Source organism: Paenibacillus sp. MAHUQ-63 (assembly GCF_028765165.1).
In the GTDB taxonomy this organism is placed as follows: domain Bacteria; phylum Bacillota; class Bacilli; order Paenibacillales; family NBRC-103111; genus Paenibacillus_E.
The window spans coordinates 709,594-735,758 of sequence record NZ_JARADB010000002.1 but is presented as its reverse complement, the minus strand read 5'-3'; the positions used below and the strand labels follow the sequence as shown (position 1 = coordinate 735,758).

Below are 26,165 nucleotides of genomic sequence, written 5' to 3'. Positions count from 1 at the left end.
TCAATTGGCTTTAGTTTACAGAAAAACCGACAAAAAATCAAATCCATTCATCCAATTTCGCAAAAAATTAATACAGATGCGGTCTGCGGTCCTCGAAAACGGGAATTTTCGCTCTCACGCGCACCACTTCCTCCAAGTCGATGGTCGCGCGCAGAACCGCTTCGGTTTCGCCGCCTTCCACAAGCACCTCTCCCCAAGGGTCAATGACCATTGAATGCCCGAAGAAGTCCGTCGTACCGCTCGTTCCGACGCGGTTGCAGGAGACGACATACATCTGGTTCTCAATCGCTCTGGCCGTAAGCAGCGTGCGCCAGTGATGCAGACGCGGATGTGGCCATTCGGCAGGCACGAATAAAATTCGCGCCCCGTCCAGCGCCAATTTGCGCGCCAGCTCCGGGAAACGGATATCATAGCAGATCATAGCTCCTGCCGGAACGCCTTCAAGCTCGAAGCGGCCAAGCTGGTCCCCGCTGTGCAAATATTTCTCTTCATCCATAAGACGGAACAGATGAATTTTGGAATACTCCGCGATCTCGGCACCGCTCCGGTCGAACGCATAGATCGTGTTCAGCACACGATCGTCTTGCTTGGCAGCGATAGAGCCGCCGATGATGTTGACGCCATGTTCTTTGGCGAAGCCGCTCAGGAACGATCGGGTTCGTTTCCCGTTCGGGTCTGCCAGCTGCTGAATCTCGGTTAACGCATAGCCTGTATTCCACATTTCCGGAAAGACGATGACGTCAGGCTTGACTGCGCCTTGCACAGCTTCCTGCAGAAGCTGCTCCAGACGGGCGAAATTCGTATCCGGCTCGCCGATCGTAATATTCATTTGAATAAGTGCCAGGTGAAGCTGTTGGGTTTCGGACATGCTGTATTAGACTCCTTCCAGTCGTGAACCTTACGAATTAATATCTCCATCATAATCGAAAAAGGCTTAGAACCCAAGCTCCCGTTAAGAAGGCTTGAACGTTTGGGACTGGCCCCTGGCGATACTGAGCGTTCGCCAGCTTCCGCTTGTCCAATGCTTGCTCAGGAAAACGATCTGGCCGACATGATACCCGTAATGGGAAACCTGCCGCTGAACGGCTCCTATCACCGTGTGCTCTTGCCCGCGAATGCGCACGGTTCGCAGCACATCTTCGGGCGTTAGCGCGCCCAGAGCGTCGAAGAGCACTTGCCAGCCTTCCTCCCACAATGCGAGCAGCTCTTCACGCGAGCTTCGTCCGCCTTCAAATTCCGCATCCCTATTCCGCGATTCCTTCTCGCCGTCGGTGGTTAGAAAGTCCGTCCAGCGGGACAACATATTCCCATGCATATGCTTGATCAGCACTTCCAGCGAATTCGATTCTTCATCCAGCGATTGGTAGAAATGCTCGTCTGCCGTTTGCGCCAATGCGCCATCGCCTAATTTCTTCATGCTTGTGAAAGCACGGATCGATTCCTCCAGAAAAGCGTTCGCAACTTGTGAATGGTCCGACATGTTCTCATCACCTTTCTTCAGCTATCCATTTACTGTAAAACAAGGCTGCCCGGATGTAAAATCGATTTTTTTCATCACTATGAAAAAATGTCTAATCATGATACATTTAGGTTATTGTCTAAAATCCCGACCTTCGGAGTGTGAATTAAAACCGTGACTATCTCATCTACGCAATCAAGCGCTTTTTCCATACAGCCTGCTGAACGGATGAAAGGCCTTCCGACCCAATTCTTCGCCTCGCTCGTCGCGAAAGCGAACGCCCAGATCGCTCAGGGCCACGATGTCATCAATCTGGGCCAGGGCAATCCCGACCGACCGACGCCGCCGCATATCGTCGCCTCGATGCAAGAAGCGGCGGCGAACCCGTTGTATCACAAATATCCGCCTTTCAGCGGTTTCCCGTTCCTGAAGCAGGCGATCGCCCAGCGCTATCAAGAGGATCATGGCGTGCAGCTCGATCCCGATACGGAAGTGGCGATTCTGTTCGGCGGCAAAACAGGCCTCATCGAAATCGCCCAATGCTTGCTTAACCCAGGCGACGTATGCCTTGTGCCCGACCCGGGCTATCCCGACTACTGGTCAGGCGTTGCGCTCGCAGGGGCCGAGATGGCCTTCATGCCGCTTCGCGAACAGAACAACTTCCTGCCGGATTATTCCTCGTTGAAGCAATACGATCTGGACCGGGCGAAGCTGATGTTCATCAATTACCCGAACAATCCGACCGGCGCAACGGCTCCCGCTTCTTTCTATGAGGAAACGGTGGCTTTCGCGCAGAAGCACGGTGTTGTGGTCGCGAGCGACTTCGCTTATGGTGCGATCGGCTTTGACGGACAGAAGCCGGTATCCTTCCTGCAAACGCCTGGCGCCAAGGAAGTCGGCATCGAGTTCTATACGCTGTCCAAAACGTATAACATGGCCGGCTGGCGCGTCGGTTTTGCCTTGGGCAACCGGGAAGTGATCCGCCTCATCAACTTGATGCAGGATCATTACTACTGCTCCTTGTTCGGCGGCATTCAAGCTGCGGCCGCAACGGCGCTTACGGCTTCGCAGGATTGCGTAACCGAGCTCCGCGACGTCTACGAGAGCCGCCGCAATGCGCTGTACACGGCGCTGGCCGGTATCGGCTGGGAGGCCCGCCCTTCGCAAGGCTCCTTCTTCTCCTGGCTGCCCGTGCCGAAAGGGCATACGTCCCAGAGCCTGGCCGACCTGCTGCTCGAAGAAGCCAAAGTGGTCGTCGCCCCGGGCATCGGCTTCGGCACGCATGGCGAAGGTTACGTCCGCCTCGGCCTGCTGTCCCCGGAAGCCAGATTGGAAGAAGCGGTGCAGCGAATCGGCAAGCTTAATTTGTTCGGATAGTCCTTTTCATCTTTACAAACATTTGTACACCGTGCTATTCTATATAGAACCAAAAAAGGAAGTCTTCCATAACTTCTATAATAGCAACGTTATGATGGGAATAGTAGGAACGTGCCGCACGTAACCAGAGAGTAAGCTCCACCGACTGAGAGAGCTTGCCGTGAACCGATCCGAACCCGCCCCTGAACCGTCAACGATGAGTTGAACAGTCCCCTGCTGTTATCAGGGAATCGAAGAGTTGGGCGCAGTCTGTACATGCGCCAATCTAAGGTGGTACCGCGGAAGCTGCAGACTTTCGTCCTTATTGTCATGAGGACGGGAGTCTTTTTTATTTATACCAAAATAAGGATGGGATCTTAATGACACAGCGCATCGTCGTAAAAATCGGCAGCTCCTCTCTCACTTCAGATACAGGCGGCCTGAATCCAGATAAAATCCGTTTTTTCGCATCGGAACTGGCGCAATTGCAGAAGGAAGGCAACCAGGTGCTGCTCGTCACTTCCGGCGCGGTAGCCGCCGGCTTCACCTCGCTTGGCTACCGCACGCGGCCTAAGGTACTCCACGAGAAGCAGGCCGCGGCCGCTGTCGGCCAAGCACTGCTCATGCAGGCGTACCATGAAGCCTTCGCGTCCCATGGCGTGAGCGTGGCGCAAATCCTGCTGACCCGGTACGATTTCTCCAACCGCAAGCGCGTCCAGAACGCGCTGATGACGATCGACGAACTGCTGCAGCGCGGCGTGGTTCCGATCATTAACGAGAATGACACCGTCTCGGTGGATGAATTGAAATTCGGCGACAACGATACGTTGTCCGCCCTCGTCGGCAATTTGGTGAAAGCCGGCAAATTGATCATTATTACGGATATGGACGGCCTGTACACGGACGATCCCCGCAAGAACGCGAACGCCCAGCGCATCGATCGCGTGGCCGCCATCAGCGATGAGCTGTTCAGCTTCGCCGGCGGCTCGGGGAGCGCCGTCGGCACCGGCGGGATGCGCTCGAAGGTAGAAGCCGCCCGGATCGCCATGCGCGGAGGCGTGCCGGTGTTCATCGGGCGCGTCGTGGAGCCCGGCGATCTGCCGCTTGCCGTCGACGGCAGCGGCAAGGGCACGTACTTCGACACCCTGCTGAACAACCTGCCGGTGAAGAAACAGTGGGTCGGCTTCCACTCCGTGCCCCAAGGACAGATCCTCGTAGATCCCGGCGCCAGAACGGCATTAGTCAGCGGCGGCAAGAGCTTGCTCCCTGCCGGCATCATCGGGGCAACGGGCGACTTCCACCCCGGCGACGTCGTCGAGGTCTTAAGCGACGAGGGCACGCTGCTCGGACGCGGCGTCGTCAACTATGCCGCTTGGCAGATCCAGGCAGCCGCCGGGCTGTCCACCGAGGAAGTGCAGAAGCGCGTGGAAGTCGCAAGAATCGAAGTCATTCACCGTGATGAATGGGTTCCGTTGAATTAATTTAAATTCGCCTAAAAGAAAGCGAGGCACCCTGCTATGAAACAACAACGTTTATTGCTTCCGACTTTACGGGATATCCCGGGTGACGCCGAAGCTGCAAGCCACCGGCTGATGCTGCGCGCGGGCTTGATCCGGCAGCTCTCCAGCGGCATCTATTCCTATTTGCCAGTCGGGCTCAAAGCCCTTCAACATATTCAAACCATTATCCGGGAGGAAATGGATGCGGCAGGCGCGCAAGAAATGCTCATGCCGGCGCTGCACCCTTCCGAATTGTGGAAGGCTTCCGGCCGCTGGGACGTCTATGGCCCTGAACTCATGCGCCTCGAGGACCGGCACGGCCGGGAATTCGCCTTGGGCGCCACCCATGAGGAAGTCATTACCACGATTGTGAAAGACGAAATTCAGTCCTATAAGAAGCTGCCGGTTACGCTGTATCAAATTCAAACCAAATTCCGCGATGAGCGAAGACCGCGATTCGGCTTGCTGCGCGGCAGGGAATTCCTGATGAAGGACGCGTACTCCTTCGACACTACGGCCGGCGGCCTTGACGAAAGCTACCGCAGCATGTATGACGCGTATCACCGCATTTTCACGCGCTGCGGCCTTACGTTCCGTGCGGTCGAAGCGGATTCCGGCGCGATTGGCGGCACCGATACGCATGAGTTCATGGCGCTGGCGGACATCGGCGAGGATACGATCGTCCATTGCCCGGCTTGCTTCTATGCGGCTAACCTGGAGAAGGCGATCGGCAAGATGCCTCCTGCCCCGTCGGCCGGAGAAGCGCCACAACCTGTGCAGAAGGTTCATACGCCGCAGGTGACAAGTATCAAGCAGTTAAGCGAATATCTTCGCGCCACGCCCGACCGATTGATTAAAGCAGTCGCCGTCTCGGCGAATGGCGAGCCTGTCATCGCCTTCCTTCGCGGAGATTGTGAAGTCAATGAGATCAAACTCAAAGGCGTGCTGGGAGCTGCGGAAGTGACGATGCTTGCCGAATCCGAAATCGTTCATCTAGGCTCTGTCGCCGGATTCATCGGTCCGATCGGACTGACGGGTGTCAAACTTATTGCGGATACGTCAATTATTGGTATGCAGGACGCCATTTGCGGGGCTAATGAAACCGATTATCATCTCCTTCATGTGAACGTGGAGCGAGATCTCGCCGGAATTCCCTTTCACGATATCCGCAATGTTTCCGAGGGAGAACACTGTGCCAACTGTGGAAATCCTCTGTCATTTGCCAAAGGCATCGAAGTCGGCCACGTCTTCAAGCTCGGCACCAAATACAGCACATCGCTGGGCGCAACGATTGCTGGCGAGAACGGTTCGAACGAACCGATCATTATGGGCTGTTACGGGATCGGCGTATCGCGCGTGCTTGCCGCCGTCATCGAGCAGAATCACGATGAACGGGGCATCGTGTGGCCGTCCGCTATCGCCCCGTTCGACATCCATTTGCTGACGGTACAAATGAAAGATGAAACGCAGCAGCGGGTCTCTGAAGAATTGTACCGGCAATTGACCGAAGCCGGTTATGCGGTGCTTTGGGACGACCGGGATGAACGGGCGGGCGTTAAATTTAATGATGCCGACTTGCTCGGTTTCCCGCTCCGTATCACGGTCGGCAAGAAAGCCTCAGAGCTGCTTGTAGAATGCAAGGAACGCCGCAGCGGCGAGCAATACGAAATCACAACCCGACAGCTTCTCGAACATTGCCAAACCATTATACAAACAGGAGGTCGTGCTTCCCATGAGTGAAGTCGTTCTTAAGTCCAAATTAGCGAAACAAGCCGCCCAGCAGATGGGCAATCTGACAACGGAGCAAAAAAACGCCGCTCTGCTGCTCATGGCCGACGCCCTTGTCACCCGTCAGCAGGACATTATTGAAGCGAACGCCAAAGATTTGGAGCGCGGCAAGCAGTTAGGCACCAGCGCCTCCCTGCTGGACCGTCTGGCGCTGAACGAATCCCGCATCGCAGCGATTGCGGAAGGTCTGCGGCAAATCGCCGAGCTTCCCGATCCGGTCGGCGATACGCTTGAAGATTTCCAACGTCCGAACGGCTTGCGTATTCGTAAGATACGCGTTCCGCTCGGCGTTATCGGCATCATCTACGAAGCCAGACCGAACGTCACGGTCGATGCGGCGGGTCTTTGTCTGAAGACAGGCAACGCCGTTGTTCTGCGCGGCGGATCGGCCGCCCTCTTTTCCAATGAGAAAATCGTAGAGGTGCTCCATGACGCATTGAACCGCTCGGCGCTTCCTGCCGACGCCCTGCAGCTGATCGTTTCTTCGGACCGCAGCTCCGTCGACGAAATGCTGAAGCTGAACGGCTTGATTGACGTTCTCATCCCAAGAGGCGGGCACTCGCTTATTCAAAATGTTGTCAATAACGCTTCCGTCCCTGTCATTGAAACAGGCGCAGGTGTATGTCATACTTTTATAGACGAAAGCGCACAGCTCGATATGGCCATCTCCATCGGCCTCAACGCCAAGGCTCAGCGTCCATCCGTCTGCAACGCCATGGAGACGTTGCTCATCCATGAGAAGGCGGCGGCGAAGCATCTGGGCGCCATTGCCGAAGCGTTCACAGGCGCGAAGGTTGAACTGCGCGGTGACGAGCGTGCCCAAGCTTTGGTGCCGAGCATGCATGCAGCCGGTGCTGACGACTGGGGAACGGAATACGGGGACTACATCCTCTCCGTGAAAGTCGTTCGCGATCTCGATGAAGCGCTCGCGCATATTCGCGAATACGGAACGATGCATTCCGAATGTATCGTCACGGAAGATGCGGCCAACGCGGAGAGATTCCTGCAGGAAGTCGATGCGGCAGCCGTGTATCACAACGCGTCGACACGGTTTACCGACGGCTTTGAATTCGGATTCGGGGCAGAGATCGGCATCTCCACTCAAAAGCTGCACGCTCGCGGACCGATGGGTCTGCCTGCGTTGACATCAACCAAATACCGCATCTACGGAAGCGGACAAATACGCCAATAGATCAACAAACTTTTGAGGAGGAATGAACGATGTCTACTTCACTATCCCAAGCCAAAATCGCTTTTGTCGGCGCCGGCTCGATGTCGGAAGCCATTATTCGCGGACTGGTCCAGACGGAGGTCGCCCAGCCGCACAACGTCTATGTCATGAACCGCTCCAACCAGGACCGCTTGGCGTTCCTGACCTCGGAATACGGCATTCAAGCTACGTCCGACCCTCAGACGAAGGATAAATTTCTGCGCGAAGCCGACGTTGTCGTGCTCTGCATGAAGCCCAAGGACGTCGTAACCGCTTTTGCCGAGCTGAAGCCGCTGTTGAACGAGAAGCAGCTGCTCGTCTCCGTTATCGCCGGGCTTTCCATCGCCAAGATGGAGACGCTGCTGCAAACGAACATGGGCATCGTGCGCACGATGCCGAATACTTCATCGACGATCGGACTCGGCGCAACAGGAATGAGCTTCTCCGCAAACGTGAATGATACATTCAAGCAGCTCGCCACCCAGATGTTTGAAGCGGTGGGCATTGTCTCGGTCGTCGAGGAAGAGAAGCTGGAGATCGTGACCGGCGTATCCGGAAGCGGCCCTGCTTATGTCTACTATTTCATGGAAGCTATGACGAAGGCCGCAATCGAAGGCGGACTTACCGAGGAGGATGCGCGCCAGCTGACGCTGCAGACCGTGCTCGGAGCCGCTCATATGGTTCAGAAGACGCAGGAAGATCCGGCGGAACTTCGCCGCAAAGTGACATCGCCTGGCGGCGCGACGCAGGCTTCCATTGAAGAGCTGGACCGCTACCAATTCACGGAAGCCGTATCGGGAGCCGTATTCCGCTCCGCGGCGCGGGCCAAAGAGATGGGCGAACAGATTGCGGTGCCTAGCCCCGTAACCAAATCATCTTAGATCGCAAGGTCTTATCCTATTAAAGCAGGTGAACGTTTCGACATGAGTGCATATTGTTTAGCCACATACCGGAGTTTCGACGAGAAAGCCGATTTCCATAAGAAAGCGACGGGCATCGCTGTCGGATTGACCGTCGGTTCCTGGACGGAGCTGCCTGAAGCGCAGAAAGCCCAGATGGAGAAGCATCTGGGGAAAGTCGTCTCCGTTGACGTACACGAACCGGCGCCGGGCGAGCCGGCCGCGAACCGCTACGCGGATATTACGATCGCGTATCCCGATGTCAATTTCAGCCGGGACATCCCTGCGCTGCTCGTTACCGTTTTCGGCAAGCTATCCATGGATGGCAGAATTAGGCTGATCGACTTGAAATTCTCCTCCGATTTCATGGCCGGTTTCGCAGGACCCAAATTCGGCATGCAAGGCGTGCGCGACCTTCTCGGCGTGCATGACCGTCCGCTGCTGATGAGCATCTTCAAATCCGTTGTCGGCTATGAGCTGCCGGCGCTGCGCGAGCAGTTTTATTTGCAGGCCGCCGGCGGTGTGGATCTCATTAAGGACGATGAAATATTGTTCGAGAATCCGCTGACTCCGCTGGAGAAACGCATTGAGGTTTGTATGGAAGCGGCGGCACAAGCGTCAAGAGAGACAGGACAGAAGCTATTATACGCCGTTAACTTGACCGGACCGACCTCGAAGCTCGCCTCCCAAGCCAAGAAAGCGATCCGTGCAGGCGCCAACGCCTTGCTGTTTAACGTATTGGCTTACGGCTTCGATGTGCTTCACGAGCTTAGCGCCGATCCGGAGATTACGATCCCGATCATGGCGCATCCGGCAATGGCGGGAGCTACCTACCCTTCCCCGCATTATGGAATCGCGCCTTCCGTGCTGCTTGGCAAATTGATGCGGCTGGCCGGTGCGGACCTCGTGCTGTTCCCTTCTCCGTACGGCTCGGTGGTCATGCCCAGAGAAGAGAACCTGGCGATCAAGCACGTGCTCTTAACGAACGATCTGCATACGGATTATGCGTATAACGCTCCTACGGACGCCAAGCTGAAGCTGGCGGCATCCTTCCCGGTTCCGTCTGCCGGCATACATCCAGGCCTGGTACCGCTCATCCTGCGCGACTTCGGCCATGACGTCATCGTCAATGCAGGCGGCGGGATTCACGGGCACCCGCTGGGGACAATTGCCGGCGGACGCGCATTCCGCCAAGCGATCGATGCCTCGCTGCAAGGCAAGCAGCTTCGCGATTATGCCCAAACGCATCCAGAATTACAATCAGCTATTGATACTTGGGGGATTCGAGAATGAGCAAGGAACGCATCATTTTTTGCGATTTCGACGGTACGATTACCGTAAACGATAACATTGTAGCGATCATGAAGCATTTCAACCCGGACGGTTGGGAAGCGATCGTGGAACGTATTTTGAATAAGACGATATCCATCTCTCAAGGTGTAGGCGCTATGTTCGCGCTGCTTCCGACCTCGCGGAAGGATGAAATCGTCGATTATGCCATCAGCAATGCCGTGATTCGCGACGGCTTCAAGGAATTCGTGGCGTATTGCCAAGAGCAAGGCATCAAGCTGCTGATCACCAGCGGCGGCATCGATTTCTTCATTTATCCGCTGTTGAAGCCTTTTCCGATTCCGCATGAGAACATTTACTGCAACGCGTCCTCCTTCGAGGGGAGCGCGATCGAAATCTTATGGCCGCACAGCTGCGACGAGCATTGCCACACCGGCTGCGGCATGTGCAAAACAAGCATTATCCGCTCCTATGATTCGAGCAAATACGAACGGATTATTATCGGAGACAGCATCACCGATTTCGAAGGCGCCAAGCTCGTGGATACGATTTTCGCCCGCTCCCATCTTATTGAGATGTGCGAGAAACTGGGATATGCGTATTATCCATTCGAGAACTTCTTCGATATTATGAAGCAATTGGAGGCTGAACCTGTAGCATGAGCATTTTACTGGAAGAGAAACAACGCGCATTCGCCGAACTGCGCGACATTAAAGCCAATTTGGCGGCACGCGGCTGGTTTCCTGCGACAAGCGGCAACTTGTCCGTTCGCGTAGGCGGCTTCGAGCCCGAGCAATTCACTTTCGCCATCACCTCCAGCGGACGGGACAAATCCGTACAGACGCCGGAAGACTTCCTGCTTGTGAACGAGAAAGGCGTGGCGACGGAAGCCACTTCCTTGAAGCCGTCGGCCGAAACTTTGATTCACAGTGAAATTTACCGTTTGACTGGCGCCGGTGCGATTTTCCATGTACATACGATCTTCAACAATCTCGTGTCCGAGCTGTACTGGGAGCGCAAAAGCATTCCCGTGGACGGCGTCGAACTGATCAAAGCATTCAATATTTGGGATGAGGAAGCTCAGATCGAGATTCCGATTCTGCCGAACTATGCGGAAATTCCGCGCATCGCCGCACTCGTCGAGGACGCGATCGTGCCGCGCATCCCGGGGATCGTCCTGCGCAAGCACGGCATCTATGCATGGGGCGCCAATGCTTTCGAAGCCAAGCGCCATCTGGAAGCGTTCGAATTCCTTTTCGAATATGTGTATCGCTCTCATGTGCTGCATAAATAAAACCGCTGATAAGCCGGTTCTCCATAGGAGAGCCGGCTTTTCTCATCGGCCGGACAGCAAAAAACCTGAGGCATCTAGCCTCAGGTTTTGTAGTCTCACCGGGATTGTCTGAACCGCTGCGAATATTCCTTCGCTTGATCCACCGTACCGACACGGTTACGGCTCCATTCCAGCAGGATGCGGTCAATATACCGGAAGTGAACTTTGCCGGCAAACACCGCTTCCTTCAGCGCGGTCATAATCAGCTCTTCCTTGTATTGGTCCTTATCCAGCCAGCCGGAGATCGTCTCCAGCTCCATCGGTGTCAACGGCCGGGCGAATTCTTTCTCGAACGTGGTGAAAATATTTCTGGCGCTCTCATCTGCCTGCACAGGCTGCCGCACGGTGGATAGCTTCGCTATCTCCTGCTCGGCCAGCCGCTTGGCCAGCTGCCGGTATAATGGCGTCAGATTATAACGCTCGCTGCGAATTTCGGTCATTTCATCCATCACTTCATCGATCGTGATGAACTGCTCATGAATCAGCTTCTGCAAGGAAGCGATCACCAGATCCGGTGATGCCGACATGCGCGCTTGAATTTCATCCGTAGTCGGAAAGTCATTCTTCTCCTTTTCCAAGAAAGCAATGAGGTGAATGAGCGTCATCACTTCGATTTCGCTTAGCTGGAGCGCTCGGTAATTTTTCAACAGGAGGAGCGGAACCGCGACACTGCCTTCCTGAAAACTGGCCAACAGTACCGCTTCTATTTGCTGCTGCATCACATACGGTTTACTCATCCTGTCCCCTTTCTACTTTCGGTCGATTCAACCATTACGGATATAGACGGTATAGCAGACGAGGGAACGGAATCGTTTCACGGACATGATCCAATCCGCAGATCCAGGCTACCGTACGTTCAAGTCCAAGCCCGAACCCGGAATGCGGCACCGTGCCGTATTTGCGCAAATCCAGGTACCATTGGTAAGCTTCTTTCGGCAGTTCATGCTCTTGGAAACGCTGCTCCATCAGCTCCGGATCGTCAATCCGCTGGCTGCCTCCAATGATTTCCCCATAGCCCTCAGGCGCGATCATATCCGCACACAGTACGACCTCAGGACGGGCAGGGTCCGGTTTCATGTAAAAGGCTTTGATCTCCGTCGGCCAGTGCGTAATGAAGACCGGTGTTTCGTATTCGGCAGCAATCGCCGTTTCGTGCGGTGCGCCGAAATCTTCGCCCCATTGGAATTCATGGCCGTTCTTTTGCAAGAAGTCCACGGCTTGATCGTAAGTAATGCGCGGGAAGCTGCCTTTAATTTTCTCCAGCTTGGACGTATCGCGTTCCAGCGTCTCCAACTCAGCCTGGCAGTTGGCAAGAACGGACTGCACGATGTGCGAGACGAATTGCTCCTGCACTTCCAAGTTCTCGGCATGGTCGACGAAGGCCATCTCCGGCTCGATCATCCAGAACTCAATGAGATGGCGTCTCGTTTTCGATTTCTCCGCACGGAACGTCGGGCCGAAGGAGTACACTCTGCCGAGTGCCATCGCGGCCGCTTCCATATAGAGCTGACCGCTCTGCGTCAGGAATGCATCTTCGTCAAAATATTTGGTGTGAAACAGATTCGTCGTTCCTTCGCAGGAAGACGGTGTCAGAATCGGCGGATCCACCAAGTGGAAGCCTCGTTCGTTGAAGAACTGCTGCACGGCTTGAATGATTTGCGCGCGAATGACGAGCACCGCGCGTTGGCGGGGACTGCGGATCCAGAGATGGCGGTTATCCATCAGGAAGTCAACGCCGTGCTCCTTCGGGGTGATCGGATATTCTTCCGTTACTTGAATGATCTCCACGCCGGTTACATCCAGCTCGTAACCGCCCTTGCTGCGAGTGTCTTCTTTCACTTTGCCGGTTATGTATAACGAGCTTTCTTGGGTCAGCTTGGAAGCCGCTTCCCAGACTTCTTCGCCCACTTCGCTTTTCACGACAACACCTTGTATATATCCTGAACCGTCTCTAAGTTGTAAAAATTGAATTTTACCGCTTGACCGTTTCTTGTTTAACCAACAGCCGATTGTAACAGACTCGCCGACGTGGTGTTTGACTTGACCTATCGTACATTTCATCCTGCTATAGAGCCTCCTTAGCTTTTACGTGAGAACCTTGTAACCGGGAGAAAGGCGCTGTCCGCCATTCCCTCGGCTCTTCTATTGTACACTATTTTCCGCCAAGATTCAGTTGGCGGAGGATGGCGCTGCGGGTGAACCGGCCAGCACCAATTCATACGTATCCCGGGCGATCATCCACTCTTCGTTCGTCGGTATGACCAGCACCTGCACCTTGGAGCTTGCCGTCGTAATGCGGCGTTCCAGCCCTCTGCCCGTGCGGTTGGCCTCCTCATCGAATTCGACGCCAAGGTAAGTCAGCTGTTCGCAGACCGCCTTGCGCAGCACTTCGGCATTTTCCCCGACTCCGGCCGTAAACACAATGGCATCCACGCCGTTCATAGCAGCCGCGTACGCACCGATGTACTTGCGCAATCGGTACTCGTACATGTCGAAGGCCAGCTTGGCATTCTTATCACCGGCGGCCATCGCTTCCGTAATCTCGCGCATATCGCTGGAGATGCCTGAGATCGCTTGCAAGCCGCTGTGCTTGTTCAGCATGGAGGAGACCTCGCCGAGCGTCAAATCCTCCTTGCCCATCGCATAAGGCACGATGGCGGGATCCAGATCGCCGCTGCGCGTGCCCATCATCAATCCTTCGAGCGGAGTCATCCCCATGCTCGTATCGATTGATTGGCCGTGAGCAATGGCGGCGCAGGAAGCACCGTTCCCGATATGGCAGGTAATGAGCTTCAGCTCCTTCAGCGGGCGGCCCAGGAACGCCGCGGCGCGCTCGCTCACGTAGTTGTGCGACGTGCCGTGGAAACCGTAGCGGCGCACCTTGTGCTTCCGGTACAGGACCATCGGTACCGGGTACAGGTAGGCTTGCGCCGGCATAGACTGATGGAAGGCCGTGTCGAACACGACGGCCTGCGGTGTATCCGGCATGTTCGCCTCCACCGCCGTAATGCCCAGCATATGCGCCGGGTTGTGCAGCGGCGCCAAGTCGAAGAGCCGCTTGATCTCCTGCTTCACCTCGTGCGTCACGAGGACGGAGCTCTTGAAGCTTTCGCCGCCGTGGACGACGCGGTGGCCGACGGCGTGGATCTCGGCCGTCGAGGACAGCACGCCGTGTTCGGGATGAACGAGCAGCGCCAGCACTTTGCGGATCGCTGTCGTATGCTCCAGAATTTCACTGACCTCGTGAACCTCGGCCTTCCCCTTCGGCTCATGCGTTAGAATTGCGGTTTCCATGCCGATTCGTTCAACCCGGCCTTTGGCCAGCACCGACTCGTCCTCCATGTGGAAGAGCTGATATTTAAGTGAGGAGCTTCCTGCATTGATGACAAGTACATTCACAGCCGGTCACCGTCCTTATCGTAGCGGAAGAAGCCTTCGCCCGTTTTGACGCCCAGATGACCGGCTCTCACCATTTTTTTCAACAGAAACGACGGACGGTACTTAATGTCCCCATAATCGCGGAACATCCCTTCCAGCGCGTCATGAACCGCATCCAACCCGAAGCGGTCGCACATCTCGAGCGGACCGTATTTGAAATCGTAGCCAATCCGCATCGAATTATCGATATCTTCGGCCGAAGCGACTCCTTCGGATAACGTATGCAGCGCCTCATTGATCAATGTGCAAATCAGCCTCGTTGTAATGAAACCAGGCGATTCATTGACTTTAATCCCTTTCTTTTGGATAAGCTCATCTACGAAATATTTGGTTCGCTCAAACGTTTCGTCCGACGTTTTCATAGCGCGGATGATTTCCACGAGATTGACCTTCGCAACCGGATGCAGAAAATGAAGCCCGATCACACGCTGAGGATTCGTGGTAACGGCAGCAATCTCCGTTACACTGAGTGTTGACGTGTTCGTGGCCAGTATAATATTCTCGTTGCACAGCTGATTTAATTGAAAGAAGACGTGCTTCTTGGTATTCAAGTCTTCCGTGACGGTTTCTATCACCATATCGCATGAAGCCATGTCGGCAAGAGAGCCTGCTTTTTTAATTTTCGCCAAAATGAGCTTCTTCTCCGCTTCCGTTAAGGCCCAACGCTCGATTTGTTTATCCAGGCTGACGGTAATCTGCTCAATCGCCCGGTCCAGCTTCTCGGTTGTTTTCTCTGCGAGGAGCACTTCCAGGCCGCGGGCCGCCAACATTTCTGATATTCCTTGTCCCATCGTGCCGCCGCCGACGACACCAATCGTTTTGAAAACCATGCCCCATTTCCCCTTTGCTACAACTCATTCTTTATCATTCTCATCCTTAGGACATTACAATCTTGGAACTCAAAACTATCATACAATTTTTACTGTCAAATTTCATTAACCGTCACAAAACATTACCCAATCCTCATGAATTCCGACACAATTTGGACGATAATTATTCTCAATTAGAAGCTTATTTATAGGTGTACTGAGAATGAAAAAAAGAAGCAGGCTCTCGCCTGCTTCTGCTTGCTTCTTCCTATGCGGTTTGCGAAACCGATGCGTCGAACAAGGCCCGGAACGTATCACCGGAAATGACTTCTTCCTTCATCAGAATGGCGAAGGAATGATCGAACACGTTACGCTGCTGTTCAAGCAGTGCTTTCGTGCGGATCATCAGCGCCTCCAGAATGGCGTTGTTCTCTTTCATCAGCTGATCCTTGGTCACCATCTCACGGTCAATGATCCCCAGTGAAGTGAGACCGGAATCCATCATATTGCGAACCATCGACAACGCTTGTTCAAAGTCGTTGCGCGACCCTGTGCTGCGGCCGCCATAAAACATTTCTTCAGCCGCCGCTCCGCCCAAGGCGATCATGATCTGCTGCTCGATGTAATCCTTCGTGTAAAGGTAATGATCTTTCGGCGGGTTGTGCCGCACATAGCCCAGCGCTTTGCCGCGCGGGCTCACTGTAACCTGCGAAACGGAGCCGGGGCGCACCAGTTCAGCGACGATCGCATGGCCCAGCTCATGATACGCAACGCGTTCCTTTTCATCCTGGGCCGTTTCTTTATCGGTACGTTCGCCCATCATAATTTTATCGATCGCGGATGCCAGGTGATGCTGCTCAATCTCCGGCTTATCCTCACGCATCGCATAAATCGCCGCTTCGTTCAACACACCTTCCAGCTGCGCGCCGGAGAAACCGAACGTTTGTTCTGCGACAGCATCCAGAGACACTGCCTTAGACAACGGTTTATTTTTCACATGAATATCCAGAATCGATAACCGGCCCTTCTTATCCGGCAAATCCACCTCAATATGGCGGTCGAAACGTCCCGGACGCAGCAATGCGCTATCCAGCATTTCTTTGCGGTTCGTCGCTGCCATAATGAGAATGCGCGGCGCATCATTCGTATGAATGCCGTCCATCTCCGTCAGCAGCTGATTCAGCGTTTGATCGTACTCACGCTGTTGGCCGCCGTCACGCTTACCGCCAATCACGTCAATCTCGTCGATGAAAATAATCGCATTGTCTTTACCCTCTTTCAAGGCGCGAGTTCTCGCTTCCTTGAACAGATCGCGGACGCGGCTCGCGCCGACACCGACGTACATCTCGACGAACTCACTGCCGGATGCCGCCAAATATACGGAATTCGTATAATGTGCGGCTGCTTTGGCCATCAACGTTTTCCCTGTTCCCGGAGGACCGGTCAACAGAATCCCTTTCAACGGACGAATCCCCAGCTTCTTAATTTCTTCGTGCTTGATCAGAAAATCCAGAGCTTCCGTCAATTCTTTCTTCGCGCGGTCTTGTCCCCCGATCTGGTCAAACGTCAGAAACGCGGGAGTACGATTCTTGCTCTTCCGTTCACCGCCGCCTCCGCCGCCGGAGATGCCAATACCGCCGCGCCCTTTGATCATATAGAACAGCGATACGCCAAGGACACCGACGAAGAGAATCGGAATGATATTCACACCCAGGAACGCTAGAAAGATAAGCAATACCGGGATCGCACCGATCCCGATTTCTTTATATATTTTACTCATTCGGCCACACTCCTATCTGCGATGTTCTAGGAAGCATGATGAATTTCGTGGCGTCACCGTCCGTCAGTCGAATATATACGTAAGTCTGGTCCATCTCGCTCTCAACTTTCAAGTTCGGCATATCCGCCGCATATTTCTGCAGTGTTGCGGGAATATCGGCGTAATGCTTCGTCTCCATCGCTTGCGCAACTTCGAACAACGCCTTGGACCACCACTGGTTCAACCCTTCGGAGGGATTGTCCTTCACATGAATATTGACCGTCCGTTTGCCGATAATCGATGCTCCTTCTTCATGAATCCGTTCAACAACCGTTCTTAAGTTCGCATCTGCCTTCAACGTGATTTCTATATCAACTTGGTCTTTGTCCAGTTTCATTGTCGAGCTAGTTACCCCAGGAACTTTGCTGATGATATCGGATAATGGATTTTCCATTGCAAAACTTGTATAAGCAAACCAGCCTCCAAATAAAACGCCGGCGGAAATAATAACGCTCAATACGACAGGTAAGAGACGCAGCTTCATCAGTCAACGTCCCCCTTTCTCGAAATATTTTGTTGCATCCAAGTCCATACGAATAGTATATCATTAGATATATACAACGACCTTATGAAATGAGTGGAAACAACAAAACTCAGCCTATTGCAGGCTGAGTCTGTACGTATCGAGATAGGTTCCGTCTTTAAATTTGTAGTAATCGTAAAAATAGCGGGTGCCGCTGTCGTCTTCCTTCTTATAAAACACTTCCCAGACGTATTCTTGGCCTAGCTTCCCCGGCATGGCGCGCTCGATCTCGAATGCCGGATCTTTCTTCAGCACCGCCTCCCGGGCTTGAGCCTCCGTGAAGCCTTCCGTCGTCATCTCCGTATGCACTTCTTTGTCCGAAACCCATACGATAACTCCTTGGCCCAGTTTGTCTTCTCCATAGACGATCTGGAACGGTTCATCGCCGTAGAAGAAATCGACCTTCGTCGCTTTCGTCAACAAGCTTTTCTCATAAGCCGTCTCCACCGCGGCACTCTTGCTCTTCCAATGTTCACTCTGAACATTCAAATAGAAGCGGCTGAGCACTACGCAGAGCGTCAATACGATAAATATACTTAACGTTATGATTCTTGTTCGCTTCGCATTCATAAGCGCCGCTCACCTCCCCCGTCGAACATACGGCACCTGTTACCCGATGAGCCGGTTGAAGGATTGCGTAAACTCGCGCTTGATCTGCTCTTCGTCCATCGTCAAGCATTCCCCTTTACGGACAATCCAACTGCCGTCTACGCATACGTCGACAACATCTTTGGCACAAGCCGAGTAGACGACATGCGAGATGAAATCCGTCTTCGGCAGGAAATGCGGCTGGTCGATGTCCAGCGCGATGAAATCGGCTTTCATTCCCGGCTTCAGCAGGCCGACTTGATCCAACCAGACGGACTCCGCCCCCATTCTCGTTCCCATGAGAAGCGCTTCTCTGGCAGGGACGGCAAGCGGATCGCCGGAAACGCCTTTGTGAATCAATGCCGCAAGCCGCATCTCTTCGAACATGTCCAGATTGTTGTTGGATGCCGCTCCATCCGTTCCTAACGACACCTTGACGCCTGCTCTCAAGAGTTCAGGCACACGGGCTACGCCGCTGGCTAGCTTCAGATTGCTGCCCGGATTATGAGAGATTCTAACATCGTACTGCTTCAGTACGCTAATTTCTTCATCCGTTAGATGAACGCCGTGCGCAACAAGCGTCGGTCTGCTGAACACGCCGATCTTCTCCAGATGGGCAACCGGACGAAGCCCGTATTGATCGACATTGCCCTGCACTTCACGGGCCGTCTCGGACATATGCGTATGTACCGGCAAATTCAGATCGTGGGCTACTTGTACGATTCGTTCGATATAGTCCGGCGGACAAGTGTACGGCGCATGCGGGGACATCATCGTCGTAATGCGTCCGTTAGCTCCGCCGTGCCAGCGTTTGGCAAATTCGGTCGCTTCCTGCAGCTTCGCGGTTTGCACATCCGGCGGACATAGACCGATCACGCCGCGGGCGAGAACACCGCGCATGCCTGACTCTTCCACAGCGAGCGCCACCTCATGCATATGGTCGTACATATCGACGAACGTGGTCGTTCCGCCTTTCATCATCTCCAGGATGGACAGCTTCGTTCCCCACTTTACATCCTGCGCGGTAAACTTGGCTTCCATCGGCCACATTTTCTCTTCCAGCCAAATTTGCAGTGCCAAGTCATCCCCATAGCCTCTGAGCAGCGACATTGCGGCATGACCGTGCGTATTCACAAGACCCGGCATATACAATTTGTTCGTGCCGTCGATCACTTCGTCATAGCTTTCCTTCGGCGCAGGCAATTCTTCGCCAATATATGTAATAAGATCTCCTTCAATCGCCATATAGCCTTGAATCGATGATTTTCCTTCTTCCAAAGTAATAAAATAACCATTCGCTATTAATGTTTTTTTCATACTAAAAAACCCTCTCTATGCTCATTCTAAGTAAACAACCGCTTTATAAACTTTACCTCTTCGGGCTTGTAAAATCAAGGAAGCCCTTCATATGAAGGTATTGTAAATTGTCACGGAATTTTCGTTGCGTTGAGCACAATTGTTATGATATTTTTAACTTTGTGAGTTTTTTCTACAATTTGGTCTGATTATCTCATAAATTCGATCAAAAACTTGTACATATAGGAAAAATTAGGAGGGTCTTTATGACAACGTTATTCACCAAAAAGAACGAAGTCGATTTTCTGCAACTGCTGATCCGCGCCGCAGAGAACGCGCTGCAAACTGCGCAACTGTTCCGCACAGCCATGATGGGGGACAAATCGCCTGTCGATTACGTGCAATCGATTCACGATCTTGAGCATCAAGGGGACTCTATTACACACGAAATTTTCAAAGGGTTGAACAAAGTTTTCATCACTCCGATTGACCGCGAAGACATTATGGTTCTAGCCTCCAAAGTTGACGATGTGACAGACGGCATTGAAGCCACCATCGCGCGCTTCGATTATTTGAACGTTACGCATACCGATGCCTACATGAGAGATTTCTCCGCCTGTATCGTCGAATCCTGCCAACACATGCTGGATGCATTCAAGCTTCTTGCCAAGAAGAAATATATGCAAATCCCCGAGCATACCGTAGCCATCAACTCCCTCGAAAACCAAGGAGACCGCTTGATGCGCGAAGGCATTCGCCAAATTTTCAGCAAACGCAACGATCCTTATGAGGATTTCAAATTAAAAGAAATCTATGAACGCTTGGAAGAAACGACGGACGCTTGCGAAGACGTAGCCAACATCCTAGACAGCGTCGTACTTCGTTATTCATAGGACATTTACGTACGGCGTCCCTTGTGAACGAAGATCGTTTTCCATGATGGAAAACGCTTAGGAGGAAAACATGTTAACTTATTTAATCATAATCGTTGCACTTGCCCTGTTGTTTGATTTCATCAACGGCTTCCACGATACTGCCAACGCCATCGCGACATCGATCTCCACACGGGCCTTAAGCCCGAAAGTGGCCATCGCCATGGCCGCAATCTTGAATTTCGTTGGCGCCATGGTTTCTTCCAAAGTTGCCAAAACCGTCGGCGGAAGCATCGCGAACCCTGCGCAGATCGAGAACGGTGTACAAGTCGTTATTGCCGCGCTGCTGGCGGCTATTATCTGGAACTTGCTTACCTGGTATCTTGCCATCCCGTCTTCATCGTCCCATACGCTGCTTGGCTCATTGGCAGGCGCAGTAATCGCCGGTGCAGGCTTTGGCGCGGTGAACTGGAACGGATTCACACAAATCATCATCATCTTGATTTTGTCACCAATTATCGCCTTTGCCCTCGGTTACGTGATCATGTTTCTCATTAAACAAATCATCATTTTGTCGGGGAATACGTCCAGATCGAAGCTTAATCGTATGTTCAGAACTTTACAAATCATATCTGCCGCTTTGCTTTCCTACTCGCACGGTGGTAACGATGCGCAGAAAGCGATGGGTATCATCGTTTTCGGTCTAGTCGCGGCCGATATGCAAACCGATCTGAACGTACCGCTCTGGGTGAAAATTTCAGCGGCACTTGCAATGGGGCTTGGAACGTCAATCGGCGGTTGGAAAATCATCAAGACCGTCTCCGGCAAAATCGTCAAAATCGAACCGATTAACGGATTTGCCTCCGACCTGACGTCATCGCTCGTCATCCAATTCTCGACCCATATCGGTAAGCCTCTATCCACTACGCATGTTATTTCCTCCGCCATCATCGGGACAGGAAGTGTCATGCGGTTCCATGAAGTGCAGTGGGGAACGGTCAGCCGGATGCTGATCACTTGGTTAATCACGATTCCGATCTCCATCGTGCTTGCTTATTCGCTTTACTTCTTGTTGTTCAGACTTATTTTTTAAAAATGGGATGCCCTGTTGCCATGTACATGGTTCGGGGCATTTTTTTTGTTTTCTAACGGACACCAGGGACGTTATTGTTGGGATTTCCGGTCTACTGCATCTCTAACGGACACAGATGCTCTTATTTGCCGATTTCAAGGCATAATCAGGCGGAAACCGGTTAAATAGCGTCACCGGTGTCCGTTAGAATCCTGAGACGGCTGTTTTGAACCGAATAACGGCCGCTGTGTCCGTTAGAATTCGAGTCGCAAGATCGACTAGCTCGCAACAGGCTCAAGGGGCCCGGGCCGCCAGTGAAGCTGGCAGCTGGCTCGACTCTGCGGAGCATTAATTTGTTTGGCGGGTATTGTCGGTTGCGTGCGGGTGCGCGTGGGAACGTGCGGAATTGTTACATTTGAGTGGCTCGTTAGTCGGGGAACGTGTGGAGCGCTGAAAGCAGCCGACTCTCCCATTCTAACGGACACCACAGCCGCTATTATAGGGATTTCCGGCCCGCTGCATCTCTAACGGACACAGATGCTCGGACACAGATGCTCTTATTTGCCGCTTTCAGCGCATAATCAGGCGGAAACCGGTTAAATAGCGTCACCGGTGTCCGTTAGAATCCTGAGACGGCTGTTTTGAACCGAATAACGGCCGCTGTGTCCGTTAGAATTCGAGTCGCAAGATCGACTAGCTCGCAACAGGCTCAAGGGGCCCGGGCCGCCAGTGAAGCTGGCAGCTGGCTCGACTCTGCGGAGCATTAATTTGTTTGGCGGATATTGTCGGTTGCGTGCGGGTGCGCGTGGGAACGTGCGGAATTGTTACATTTGAGTGGCTCGTTAGTCGGGGAACGTGTGGAGCGCTGAAAGCAGCCGACTCTCCCATTCTAACGGACACCACAGCCGCTATTATAGGGATTTCCGGTCCGCTGCATCTCTAACGGACACAGATGCTCTTATTTGCCGCTTTCAGGACATAATCAGGCGAAACCGGTTAAATAGCGTCACTGGTGTCCGTTAGAATCCCGAGACGGCTGTTTTGAACCGAATAACGGCTCCTGTGTCCGTTAGAATTCGAGTCGCAGGTCGACTTCCTCGCAACAGGCTCAAGACAGCCCGGGCCGCCAGTAGAGCTGGCAGCTGGCTCGGTCTCTGCGGAGCATAAATTTGTTTGGCGGGTATTGTCGGTTGCGTGCAGGAACGTGCAGAAGTGTTACATTTGATGGCTCGTTGGTCGGGGAACGTGTGGGGCCTGCGGAAAGCAGCCGACTCTCTAAAACCGGTTAAATAGCGTCACCGGTGTCCGTTAGCACGAAACGGCTGTTTCGCCCCGAATAACGGCCGCGGAGTCCGTTCGCACTCCGGATGGATGGGGTTAACCTACATCCATTAATAAAAAAGGTGCCGAGCCCCCACGCTCAACACCTTAATCTTAATCCAAATAATAAGCCAAACTTTGCAGCTCCGTCGTAAAATCCGCGTAATGCACGCGCACCTCCGGCGGCACCTTGATAATGACCGGTGCAAAGTTCAGAATCGCCTCAATGCCGCACTCCACGAACTGGTTCGCCACATTTTGCGCCTCCGCCGCCGGTACTGTAATAATGCCGATCCGCACGCCCAGCTGAGACAGCAGCGCCTTCATCTCCTGCATCGGCTGTACGGTCAAATTATTGATCGTCTCCCCAACCTTGCTGGGCATCGCGTCAAACACGGCAACAATTTTCATATCATTCCGCAAATAAGTATTATAATTGCACAAAGCCCGGCCCAGATTGCCCGCTCCGACGAGCGCAACTTGAATATGCCGGTCAAGCTTCAGAATTTGCCTGATTTTCTCGATCAAATATGCGATATCGTAGCCGATACCCTTTTTGCCGAATTCCCCGAAATAGGCCAGATCCTTTCGAATTTGCGCAGGATTCAAGTCAAGCTTCTGACCCAAATCCTGCGAAGAGACCGTAGCGACATTTTTCATCGCCAGTTCGTTGAGAAACCGCAAATAAATGGGCAAACGCCGTACAACCGCTTCGGATATTTTCTGTGATTTCATCCTCTACGCCTCCCCCATCCACTGCTCAATCCTTGGTAACATTTGCTCCGTTCTCATGTGCTCGATTTTGGGGCCTGGCAGCGAGTAGAGGAAGTGCTTGCCATAATACGTTTCAATAACACGCGTATCGTAGATGATGACAATGCCTTTATCGGATGCGCGTCTGACCAGCCGGCCAAAGCCCTGCTTGAACCGAATAACCGCTTGCGGCACAGAAAACTTCATGAACGGATTCTCATTGCGCTTTTTAATATTTTCGCATTTGGCTTCCACGAGCGGATGGTTCGGAGGCTGAAACGGCAAGCGAATAATGGCTAAGCAGCTTAGAGCATCCCCAGGAATGTCAACGCCCTCCCAGAACGAGCTGGTGCCCAGCAGGACGCACATTTTGTTGTCTTGGAACATCCGGGTCAGCTTGCTTCGATTGCCGCTATCCACCCCTTGACCGAGCACGGTAATGCCATATGCCTTCAAATAGTCCTTCATCCCTGCATAGATCTGCTTCAGCATCCGGTTGGATGTGAATAGGATCAGCATCCTCCCCTTCGTCACGATCGCCACTTCGCTCAGCGACTCGATCAGTGAAGCGATGAACACAGGATCGCCGGCCCCTTTGATCGTCGGAAAATCGCGCGGAATCACGACCAAAGCCTGCTCGCGATAGTTAAACGGCGAAGGCAGCTGCACCGTTTTGAGCTTGCCGCTCTCTTCGTCCTCCGGAATCGCGAGTCCTAATTGATCCGCGGAGTATTGGAACGATTTGTTCACCGACAGGGTCGCGGACGTCATAATGATGCTTTCTTTGGTCTCGAAGAAATGCTGCTGCAGAAGATGGCTGACATCGGTCGGTACGGAGATGAGCTGCAAGGACTTCGCCTTAGCGTACGTGCCCGCTTCCATCCAGTACACATAGCCGTCATCGGCCATTTTCATGAAGAAATGGAGGGCATCCCGTTGTTCGTACAGCTCCTTCACGGTCCCATTAAGATCGGTAACAAGCCCCTGCACGCCAAACACTTCCTGGTGCTCCTTCACGTCGTTAAGCAACTTATCCAGCGTGCGAAGGAGATCGTTGGCGTTCAGATATATATTATCTTCGAGTGACAGCAGGTCATCCCAATAATCAGGAACCGTCTCCGGCTTCATCCGCAGCACATACGATGAATTGTCGGTTTGCGAAGGATCGCTGCGCGAAGAGAGCAGCTCATACAGCCGTTCGCTCAGGAGCTCCCAGTCCTCTTTCATTTTCACGATTTTGGGGAAAAGGCTATCGATCGTCTGACTCCATAACAGAGCGCGTTCCTGCTGCTCATCCGCCTTCTGCAGACGAAACCGGAGCATCGGCAGTTGGCCGCTGCGATTATCTTTGTAGAGCCAAGTGAGCGAATGGTACAACGCCGAGGAATGCAGCTCAATCCCCAGATGCTTGCTGGCCACCTCTTCAAAGTGATGTGCCTCATCGATGACGAGATGCTTGTAAGCCGGCAGAAGGCGGTTCTCCGCTTTCATATCCGTAAACAGGAGGGAATGGTTCGTTATAATGACATCGGCCGTATTGGCATCGTTGCGGGCGCGGTGATAGAAGCATTTTTTGTACCAGGGACACATCCGGTTCAAACAGGAGTCCGTATCGCTGGCAACGGAATACCAGAATTGAGCGCCCTTATTGCCAAAGTGCAGCTCCTCCTCGTCCCCATGCTCCGTTTCGCTCAGCCAAACGACCATTTGCGCCGCAGTAATCGGATCATCTTTGCCATTCTCATAATCGCGCGTCGTCAGCTTCGTTTCGAATTTGCGCAGGCACAAATAATGGCTTCTGCCTTTCAGGACGGCCGCTTTGAACGGTACCGGGAAAATTTCCTTCAACAGCGGAATATCGCGGTCCCTTAGCTGCTCCTGCAAGTTGATCGTATGCGTGGATACGACCACTTTCTTCTCATATTTAATGCCGTAGTATAAGGAGGGGATCAAGTAGCCGAGCGACTTGCCCGTACCCGTTCCCGCCTCAATCATTAAATGCCGGCCGTGCTCGAGCGATCTCTCGACTTCGTGAATCATTTGCTCCTGAGATTCGCGTTCTTCGAAGATTTCGAATTTCGTCTGCAGCGCTGTTTTCAATCCTTGATGGAATTCGTCAAACGACGCACCCAGACCATCCTCATGCGCAGCACCGCGGATCTCCTCTTCTTCTCCCCAATCCCCAACATTCAATGTAAACTGGCGGAAATAGCGGTGAGTATCCGTATCTACGCTTGTGATCGATTCTTTATATAAACAGATTTCCTCCAGAAACCAGCCCAAGTCGCTGGCGCTGTTCTCAAAAATATGCTGCAAGCGCTGAACGGTCAGCAGCGGCAAGCTTAGCAATCTTTCCAAGCAGATGATCCATATGTCGGCCGTCACTTCCGCATCGCTGTCCGCTTGATGGGGCCTTTCGTGATCGATTCCGAAGAGACCGGCAACCATGCTCAGCTGCAGGCTGGCAATCGACGGAAACAGCATGCGCAGCATGTCGATCGTATCAAGCACCCTGCCCGTGAAAGGCGGGTAGCCGGTTTTGGTCAGCCCCTTTTGCAAAAATGAAAGGTCGAAAGCCGCATGATGCGCAACGAGGACGCAATCGAACAGCAGAGGAAACATATCCGACATGACTTTGTCGAGCGTAGGGGCATCCGCCACCATCTCGTCCGTAATGCCGGTAAGTGTTGTAATGGAAGAAGGTATACCGATCCCCGGATTAACCAGGGAAGTATACCTGTCGATAATTTGAAATTGATCTATAATGACCAGTCCAACCTGGATGATCTCATCCGCAGGCTGACTTCCTGTCGTTTCAAAATCCAATACTGCAAATTTCAT

At 53.2% G+C, this 26,165-nt stretch carries 22 protein-coding genes; 10 read left to right on the top strand and 12 right to left on the bottom strand.

The features are described from left to right. Window positions 1–67: 67 nt before the first annotated feature. Both PUT07_RS11650 and PUT07_RS11645 read right to left on the bottom strand, forming a co-directional pair. A complete protein-coding gene (locus tag PUT07_RS11650) occupies window positions 68–868 on the bottom strand; it encodes a carbon-nitrogen family hydrolase (RefSeq protein ID WP_274468155.1) in 801 nt (266 codons plus the stop codon). 84 nt (window positions 869–952) lie between these two features. Beyond that, entirely contained in the window at window positions 953–1,480 is a 528-nt protein-coding gene (locus PUT07_RS11645) for a DUF1572 family protein (RefSeq protein ID WP_274468154.1), read from the bottom strand. Between the two features lie 153 nt (window positions 1,481–1,633). On the opposite strand from PUT07_RS11645, the gene PUT07_RS11640 reads away from it, so the two are divergent. The 8 genes from PUT07_RS11640 to mtnB all read left to right on the top strand — a co-directional run bounded on the left by PUT07_RS11640 (window position 1,634) and on the right by mtnB (window position 10,795). After that, window positions 1,634–2,836 (top strand): pyridoxal phosphate-dependent aminotransferase, encoded by a 1,203-nt coding sequence (locus PUT07_RS11640; RefSeq protein WP_274468153.1) that lies wholly within the window; start codon window positions 1,634–1,636, stop codon window positions 2,834–2,836. Between the two features lie 359 nt (window positions 2,837–3,195). Next, window positions 3,196–4,296: a glutamate 5-kinase gene (gene proB, locus PUT07_RS11635; protein WP_274468152.1), complete on the top strand. Its 1,101-nt coding sequence runs from the start codon at window positions 3,196–3,198 to the stop codon at window positions 4,294–4,296. Between the two features lie 36 nt (window positions 4,297–4,332). Next, window positions 4,333–6,054, top strand: a complete 1,722-nt coding sequence (locus PUT07_RS11630) for a proline--tRNA ligase (RefSeq protein ID WP_274468151.1) — start codon at window positions 4,333–4,335, stop codon at window positions 6,052–6,054. Continuing rightward, complete coding sequence (locus PUT07_RS11625) at window positions 6,047–7,294, top strand: glutamate-5-semialdehyde dehydrogenase (protein ID WP_274468149.1); 1,248 nt, start codon at window positions 6,047–6,049, stop codon at window positions 7,292–7,294. Before PUT07_RS11630 ends, PUT07_RS11625 begins: the two co-directional genes overlap by 8 nt. Before the next feature lie 29 nt (window positions 7,295–7,323). Then, window positions 7,324–8,193, top strand: a complete 870-nt coding sequence (gene proC, locus PUT07_RS11620) for a pyrroline-5-carboxylate reductase (RefSeq protein ID WP_274468148.1) — start codon at window positions 7,324–7,326, stop codon at window positions 8,191–8,193. Window positions 8,194–8,235: 42 nt separating this feature from the next. Next, window positions 8,236–9,504, top strand: coding sequence for a 2,3-diketo-5-methylthiopentyl-1-phosphate enolase (locus PUT07_RS11615; RefSeq protein WP_274468147.1), 1,269 nt, complete (start codon window positions 8,236–8,238; stop codon window positions 9,502–9,504). After that, a complete protein-coding gene (locus PUT07_RS11610; RefSeq protein ID WP_274468146.1) occupies window positions 9,501–10,163 on the top strand; it encodes a 2-hydroxy-3-keto-5-methylthiopentenyl-1-phosphate phosphatase in 663 nt (220 codons plus the stop codon). The genes PUT07_RS11615 and PUT07_RS11610 overlap by 4 nt, the downstream gene beginning before the upstream one ends. Further along, on the top strand, window positions 10,160–10,795 hold the full coding sequence (mtnB, locus tag PUT07_RS11605; RefSeq protein WP_274468145.1) for a methylthioribulose 1-phosphate dehydratase: 636 nt from the start codon (window positions 10,160–10,162) through the stop codon (window positions 10,793–10,795). The genes PUT07_RS11610 and mtnB overlap by 4 nt, the downstream gene beginning before the upstream one ends. Before the next feature lie 95 nt (window positions 10,796–10,890). Here the strand turns inward: mtnB and PUT07_RS11600 are convergent, their stop codons facing one another. The 8 genes from PUT07_RS11600 to PUT07_RS11565 all read right to left on the bottom strand — a co-directional run bounded on the left by PUT07_RS11600 (window position 10,891) and on the right by PUT07_RS11565 (window position 19,328). Next, window positions 10,891–11,571 carry a DnaD domain-containing protein gene (locus PUT07_RS11600; RefSeq protein WP_274468143.1) on the bottom strand — a complete coding sequence of 227 codons (681 nt, stop codon included), beginning with the start codon at window positions 11,569–11,571 and terminating at the stop codon, window positions 10,891–10,893. Between the two features lie 34 nt (window positions 11,572–11,605). Further along, window positions 11,606–12,895, bottom strand: coding sequence for an asparagine--tRNA ligase (gene asnS / locus PUT07_RS11595; protein ID WP_274468141.1), 1,290 nt, complete (start codon window positions 12,893–12,895; stop codon window positions 11,606–11,608). Window positions 12,896–13,003: 108 nt separating this feature from the next. Continuing rightward, window positions 13,004–14,233: an acetate kinase gene (locus PUT07_RS11590; protein ID WP_274468140.1), complete on the bottom strand. Its 1,230-nt coding sequence runs from the start codon at window positions 14,231–14,233 to the stop codon at window positions 13,004–13,006. Further along, window positions 14,230–15,102, bottom strand: a complete 873-nt coding sequence (locus PUT07_RS11585) for a 3-hydroxyacyl-CoA dehydrogenase family protein (RefSeq protein ID WP_274468139.1) — start codon at window positions 15,100–15,102, stop codon at window positions 14,230–14,232. Before PUT07_RS11585 ends, PUT07_RS11590 begins: the two co-directional genes overlap by 4 nt. 247 nt (window positions 15,103–15,349) lie before the next feature. Next, window positions 15,350–16,861 carry an AAA family ATPase gene (locus PUT07_RS11580; protein WP_274468138.1) on the bottom strand — a complete coding sequence of 504 codons (1,512 nt, stop codon included), beginning with the start codon at window positions 16,859–16,861 and terminating at the stop codon, window positions 15,350–15,352. Next, on the bottom strand, window positions 16,854–17,384 hold the full coding sequence (locus tag PUT07_RS11575) for a hypothetical protein (RefSeq protein ID WP_274468137.1): 531 nt from the start codon (window positions 17,382–17,384) through the stop codon (window positions 16,854–16,856). Before PUT07_RS11575 ends, PUT07_RS11580 begins: the two co-directional genes overlap by 8 nt. A gap of 114 nt (window positions 17,385–17,498) precedes the next feature. After that, window positions 17,499–17,993: a cell wall elongation regulator TseB-like domain-containing protein gene (locus PUT07_RS11570; RefSeq protein ID WP_274468135.1), complete on the bottom strand. Its 495-nt coding sequence runs from the start codon at window positions 17,991–17,993 to the stop codon at window positions 17,499–17,501. A 39-nt stretch (window positions 17,994–18,032) separates the two neighbouring features. After that, window positions 18,033–19,328 carry an amidohydrolase gene (locus PUT07_RS11565; protein ID WP_274468134.1) on the bottom strand — a complete coding sequence of 432 codons (1,296 nt, stop codon included), beginning with the start codon at window positions 19,326–19,328 and terminating at the stop codon, window positions 18,033–18,035. Between the two features lie 245 nt (window positions 19,329–19,573). On the opposite strand from PUT07_RS11565, the gene PUT07_RS11560 reads away from it, so the two are divergent. Beyond that, the gene (locus PUT07_RS11560) at window positions 19,574–20,200 is read left to right on the top strand and encodes a DUF47 domain-containing protein (protein WP_274468133.1); all 627 of its coding nucleotides are present in this window, start codon (window positions 19,574–19,576) and stop codon (window positions 20,198–20,200) included. Between the two features lie 70 nt (window positions 20,201–20,270). Next, entirely contained in the window at window positions 20,271–21,272 is a 1,002-nt protein-coding gene (locus PUT07_RS11555; protein ID WP_274468132.1) for an inorganic phosphate transporter, read from the top strand. Between the two features lie 1,413 nt (window positions 21,273–22,685). On the opposite strand, the gene PUT07_RS11550 is transcribed toward PUT07_RS11555, so the two are convergent. Further along, entirely contained in the window at window positions 22,686–23,306 is a 621-nt protein-coding gene (locus tag PUT07_RS11550; protein WP_274468131.1) for a redox-sensing transcriptional repressor Rex, read from the bottom strand. 3 nt (window positions 23,307–23,309) lie between these two features. Then, window positions 23,310–26,165, bottom strand: a complete 2,856-nt coding sequence (gene dinG / locus PUT07_RS11545; RefSeq protein ID WP_274468130.1) for an ATP-dependent DNA helicase DinG — start codon at window positions 26,163–26,165, stop codon at window positions 23,310–23,312.

Excerpts from the sequence above, each read along its gene's own strand:
- PUT07_RS11650 (WP_274468155.1), bottom strand. The coding sequence starts at position 868 with ATGTCCGAAACCCAACAGCTTCACCTGGCACTTATTCAAATGAATATT.
- asnS (WP_274468141.1), bottom strand. The coding sequence starts at position 12,895 with ATGAAATGTACGATAGGTCAAGTCAAACACCACGTCGGCGAGTCTGTT.
- PUT07_RS11600 (WP_274468143.1), bottom strand. The coding sequence starts at position 11,571 with ATGAGTAAACCGTATGTGATGCAGCAGCAAATAGAAGCGGTACTGTTG.
- PUT07_RS11560 (WP_274468133.1), top strand. The coding sequence starts at position 19,574 with ATGACAACGTTATTCACCAAAAAGAACGAAGTCGATTTTCTGCAACTG.
- proC (WP_274468148.1), top strand. The coding sequence starts at position 7,324 with ATGTCTACTTCACTATCCCAAGCCAAAATCGCTTTTGTCGGCGCCGGC.
- PUT07_RS11610 (WP_274468146.1), top strand. The coding sequence starts at position 9,501 with ATGAGCAAGGAACGCATCATTTTTTGCGATTTCGACGGTACGATTACC.
- PUT07_RS11615 (WP_274468147.1), top strand. The coding sequence starts at position 8,236 with ATGAGTGCATATTGTTTAGCCACATACCGGAGTTTCGACGAGAAAGCC.
- PUT07_RS11565 (WP_274468134.1), bottom strand. The coding sequence starts at position 19,328 with ATGAAAAAAACATTAATAGCGAATGGTTATTTTATTACTTTGGAAGAA.
- mtnB (WP_274468145.1), top strand. The coding sequence starts at position 10,160 with ATGAGCATTTTACTGGAAGAGAAACAACGCGCATTCGCCGAACTGCGC.
- PUT07_RS11625 (WP_274468149.1), top strand. The coding sequence starts at position 6,047 with ATGAGTGAAGTCGTTCTTAAGTCCAAATTAGCGAAACAAGCCGCCCAG.
- proB (WP_274468152.1), top strand. The coding sequence starts at position 3,196 with ATGACACAGCGCATCGTCGTAAAAATCGGCAGCTCCTCTCTCACTTCA.
- PUT07_RS11550 (WP_274468131.1), bottom strand. The coding sequence starts at position 23,306 with ATGAAATCACAGAAAATATCCGAAGCGGTTGTACGGCGTTTGCCCATT.
- PUT07_RS11630 (WP_274468151.1), top strand. The coding sequence starts at position 4,333 with ATGAAACAACAACGTTTATTGCTTCCGACTTTACGGGATATCCCGGGT.
- PUT07_RS11575 (WP_274468137.1), bottom strand. The coding sequence starts at position 17,384 with ATGAAGCTGCGTCTCTTACCTGTCGTATTGAGCGTTATTATTTCCGCC.
- PUT07_RS11645 (WP_274468154.1), bottom strand. The coding sequence starts at position 1,480 with ATGTCGGACCATTCACAAGTTGCGAACGCTTTTCTGGAGGAATCGATC.
- PUT07_RS11570 (WP_274468135.1), bottom strand. The coding sequence starts at position 17,993 with ATGAATGCGAAGCGAACAAGAATCATAACGTTAAGTATATTTATCGTA.
- PUT07_RS11580 (WP_274468138.1), bottom strand. The coding sequence starts at position 16,861 with ATGAGTAAAATATATAAAGAAATCGGGATCGGTGCGATCCCGGTATTG.
- PUT07_RS11555 (WP_274468132.1), top strand. The coding sequence starts at position 20,271 with ATGTTAACTTATTTAATCATAATCGTTGCACTTGCCCTGTTGTTTGAT.
- dinG (WP_274468130.1), bottom strand. The coding sequence starts at position 26,165 with ATGAAATTTGCAGTATTGGATTTTGAAACGACAGGAAGTCAGCCTGCG.
- PUT07_RS11585 (WP_274468139.1), bottom strand. The coding sequence starts at position 15,102 with ATGGTTTTCAAAACGATTGGTGTCGTCGGCGGCGGCACGATGGGACAA.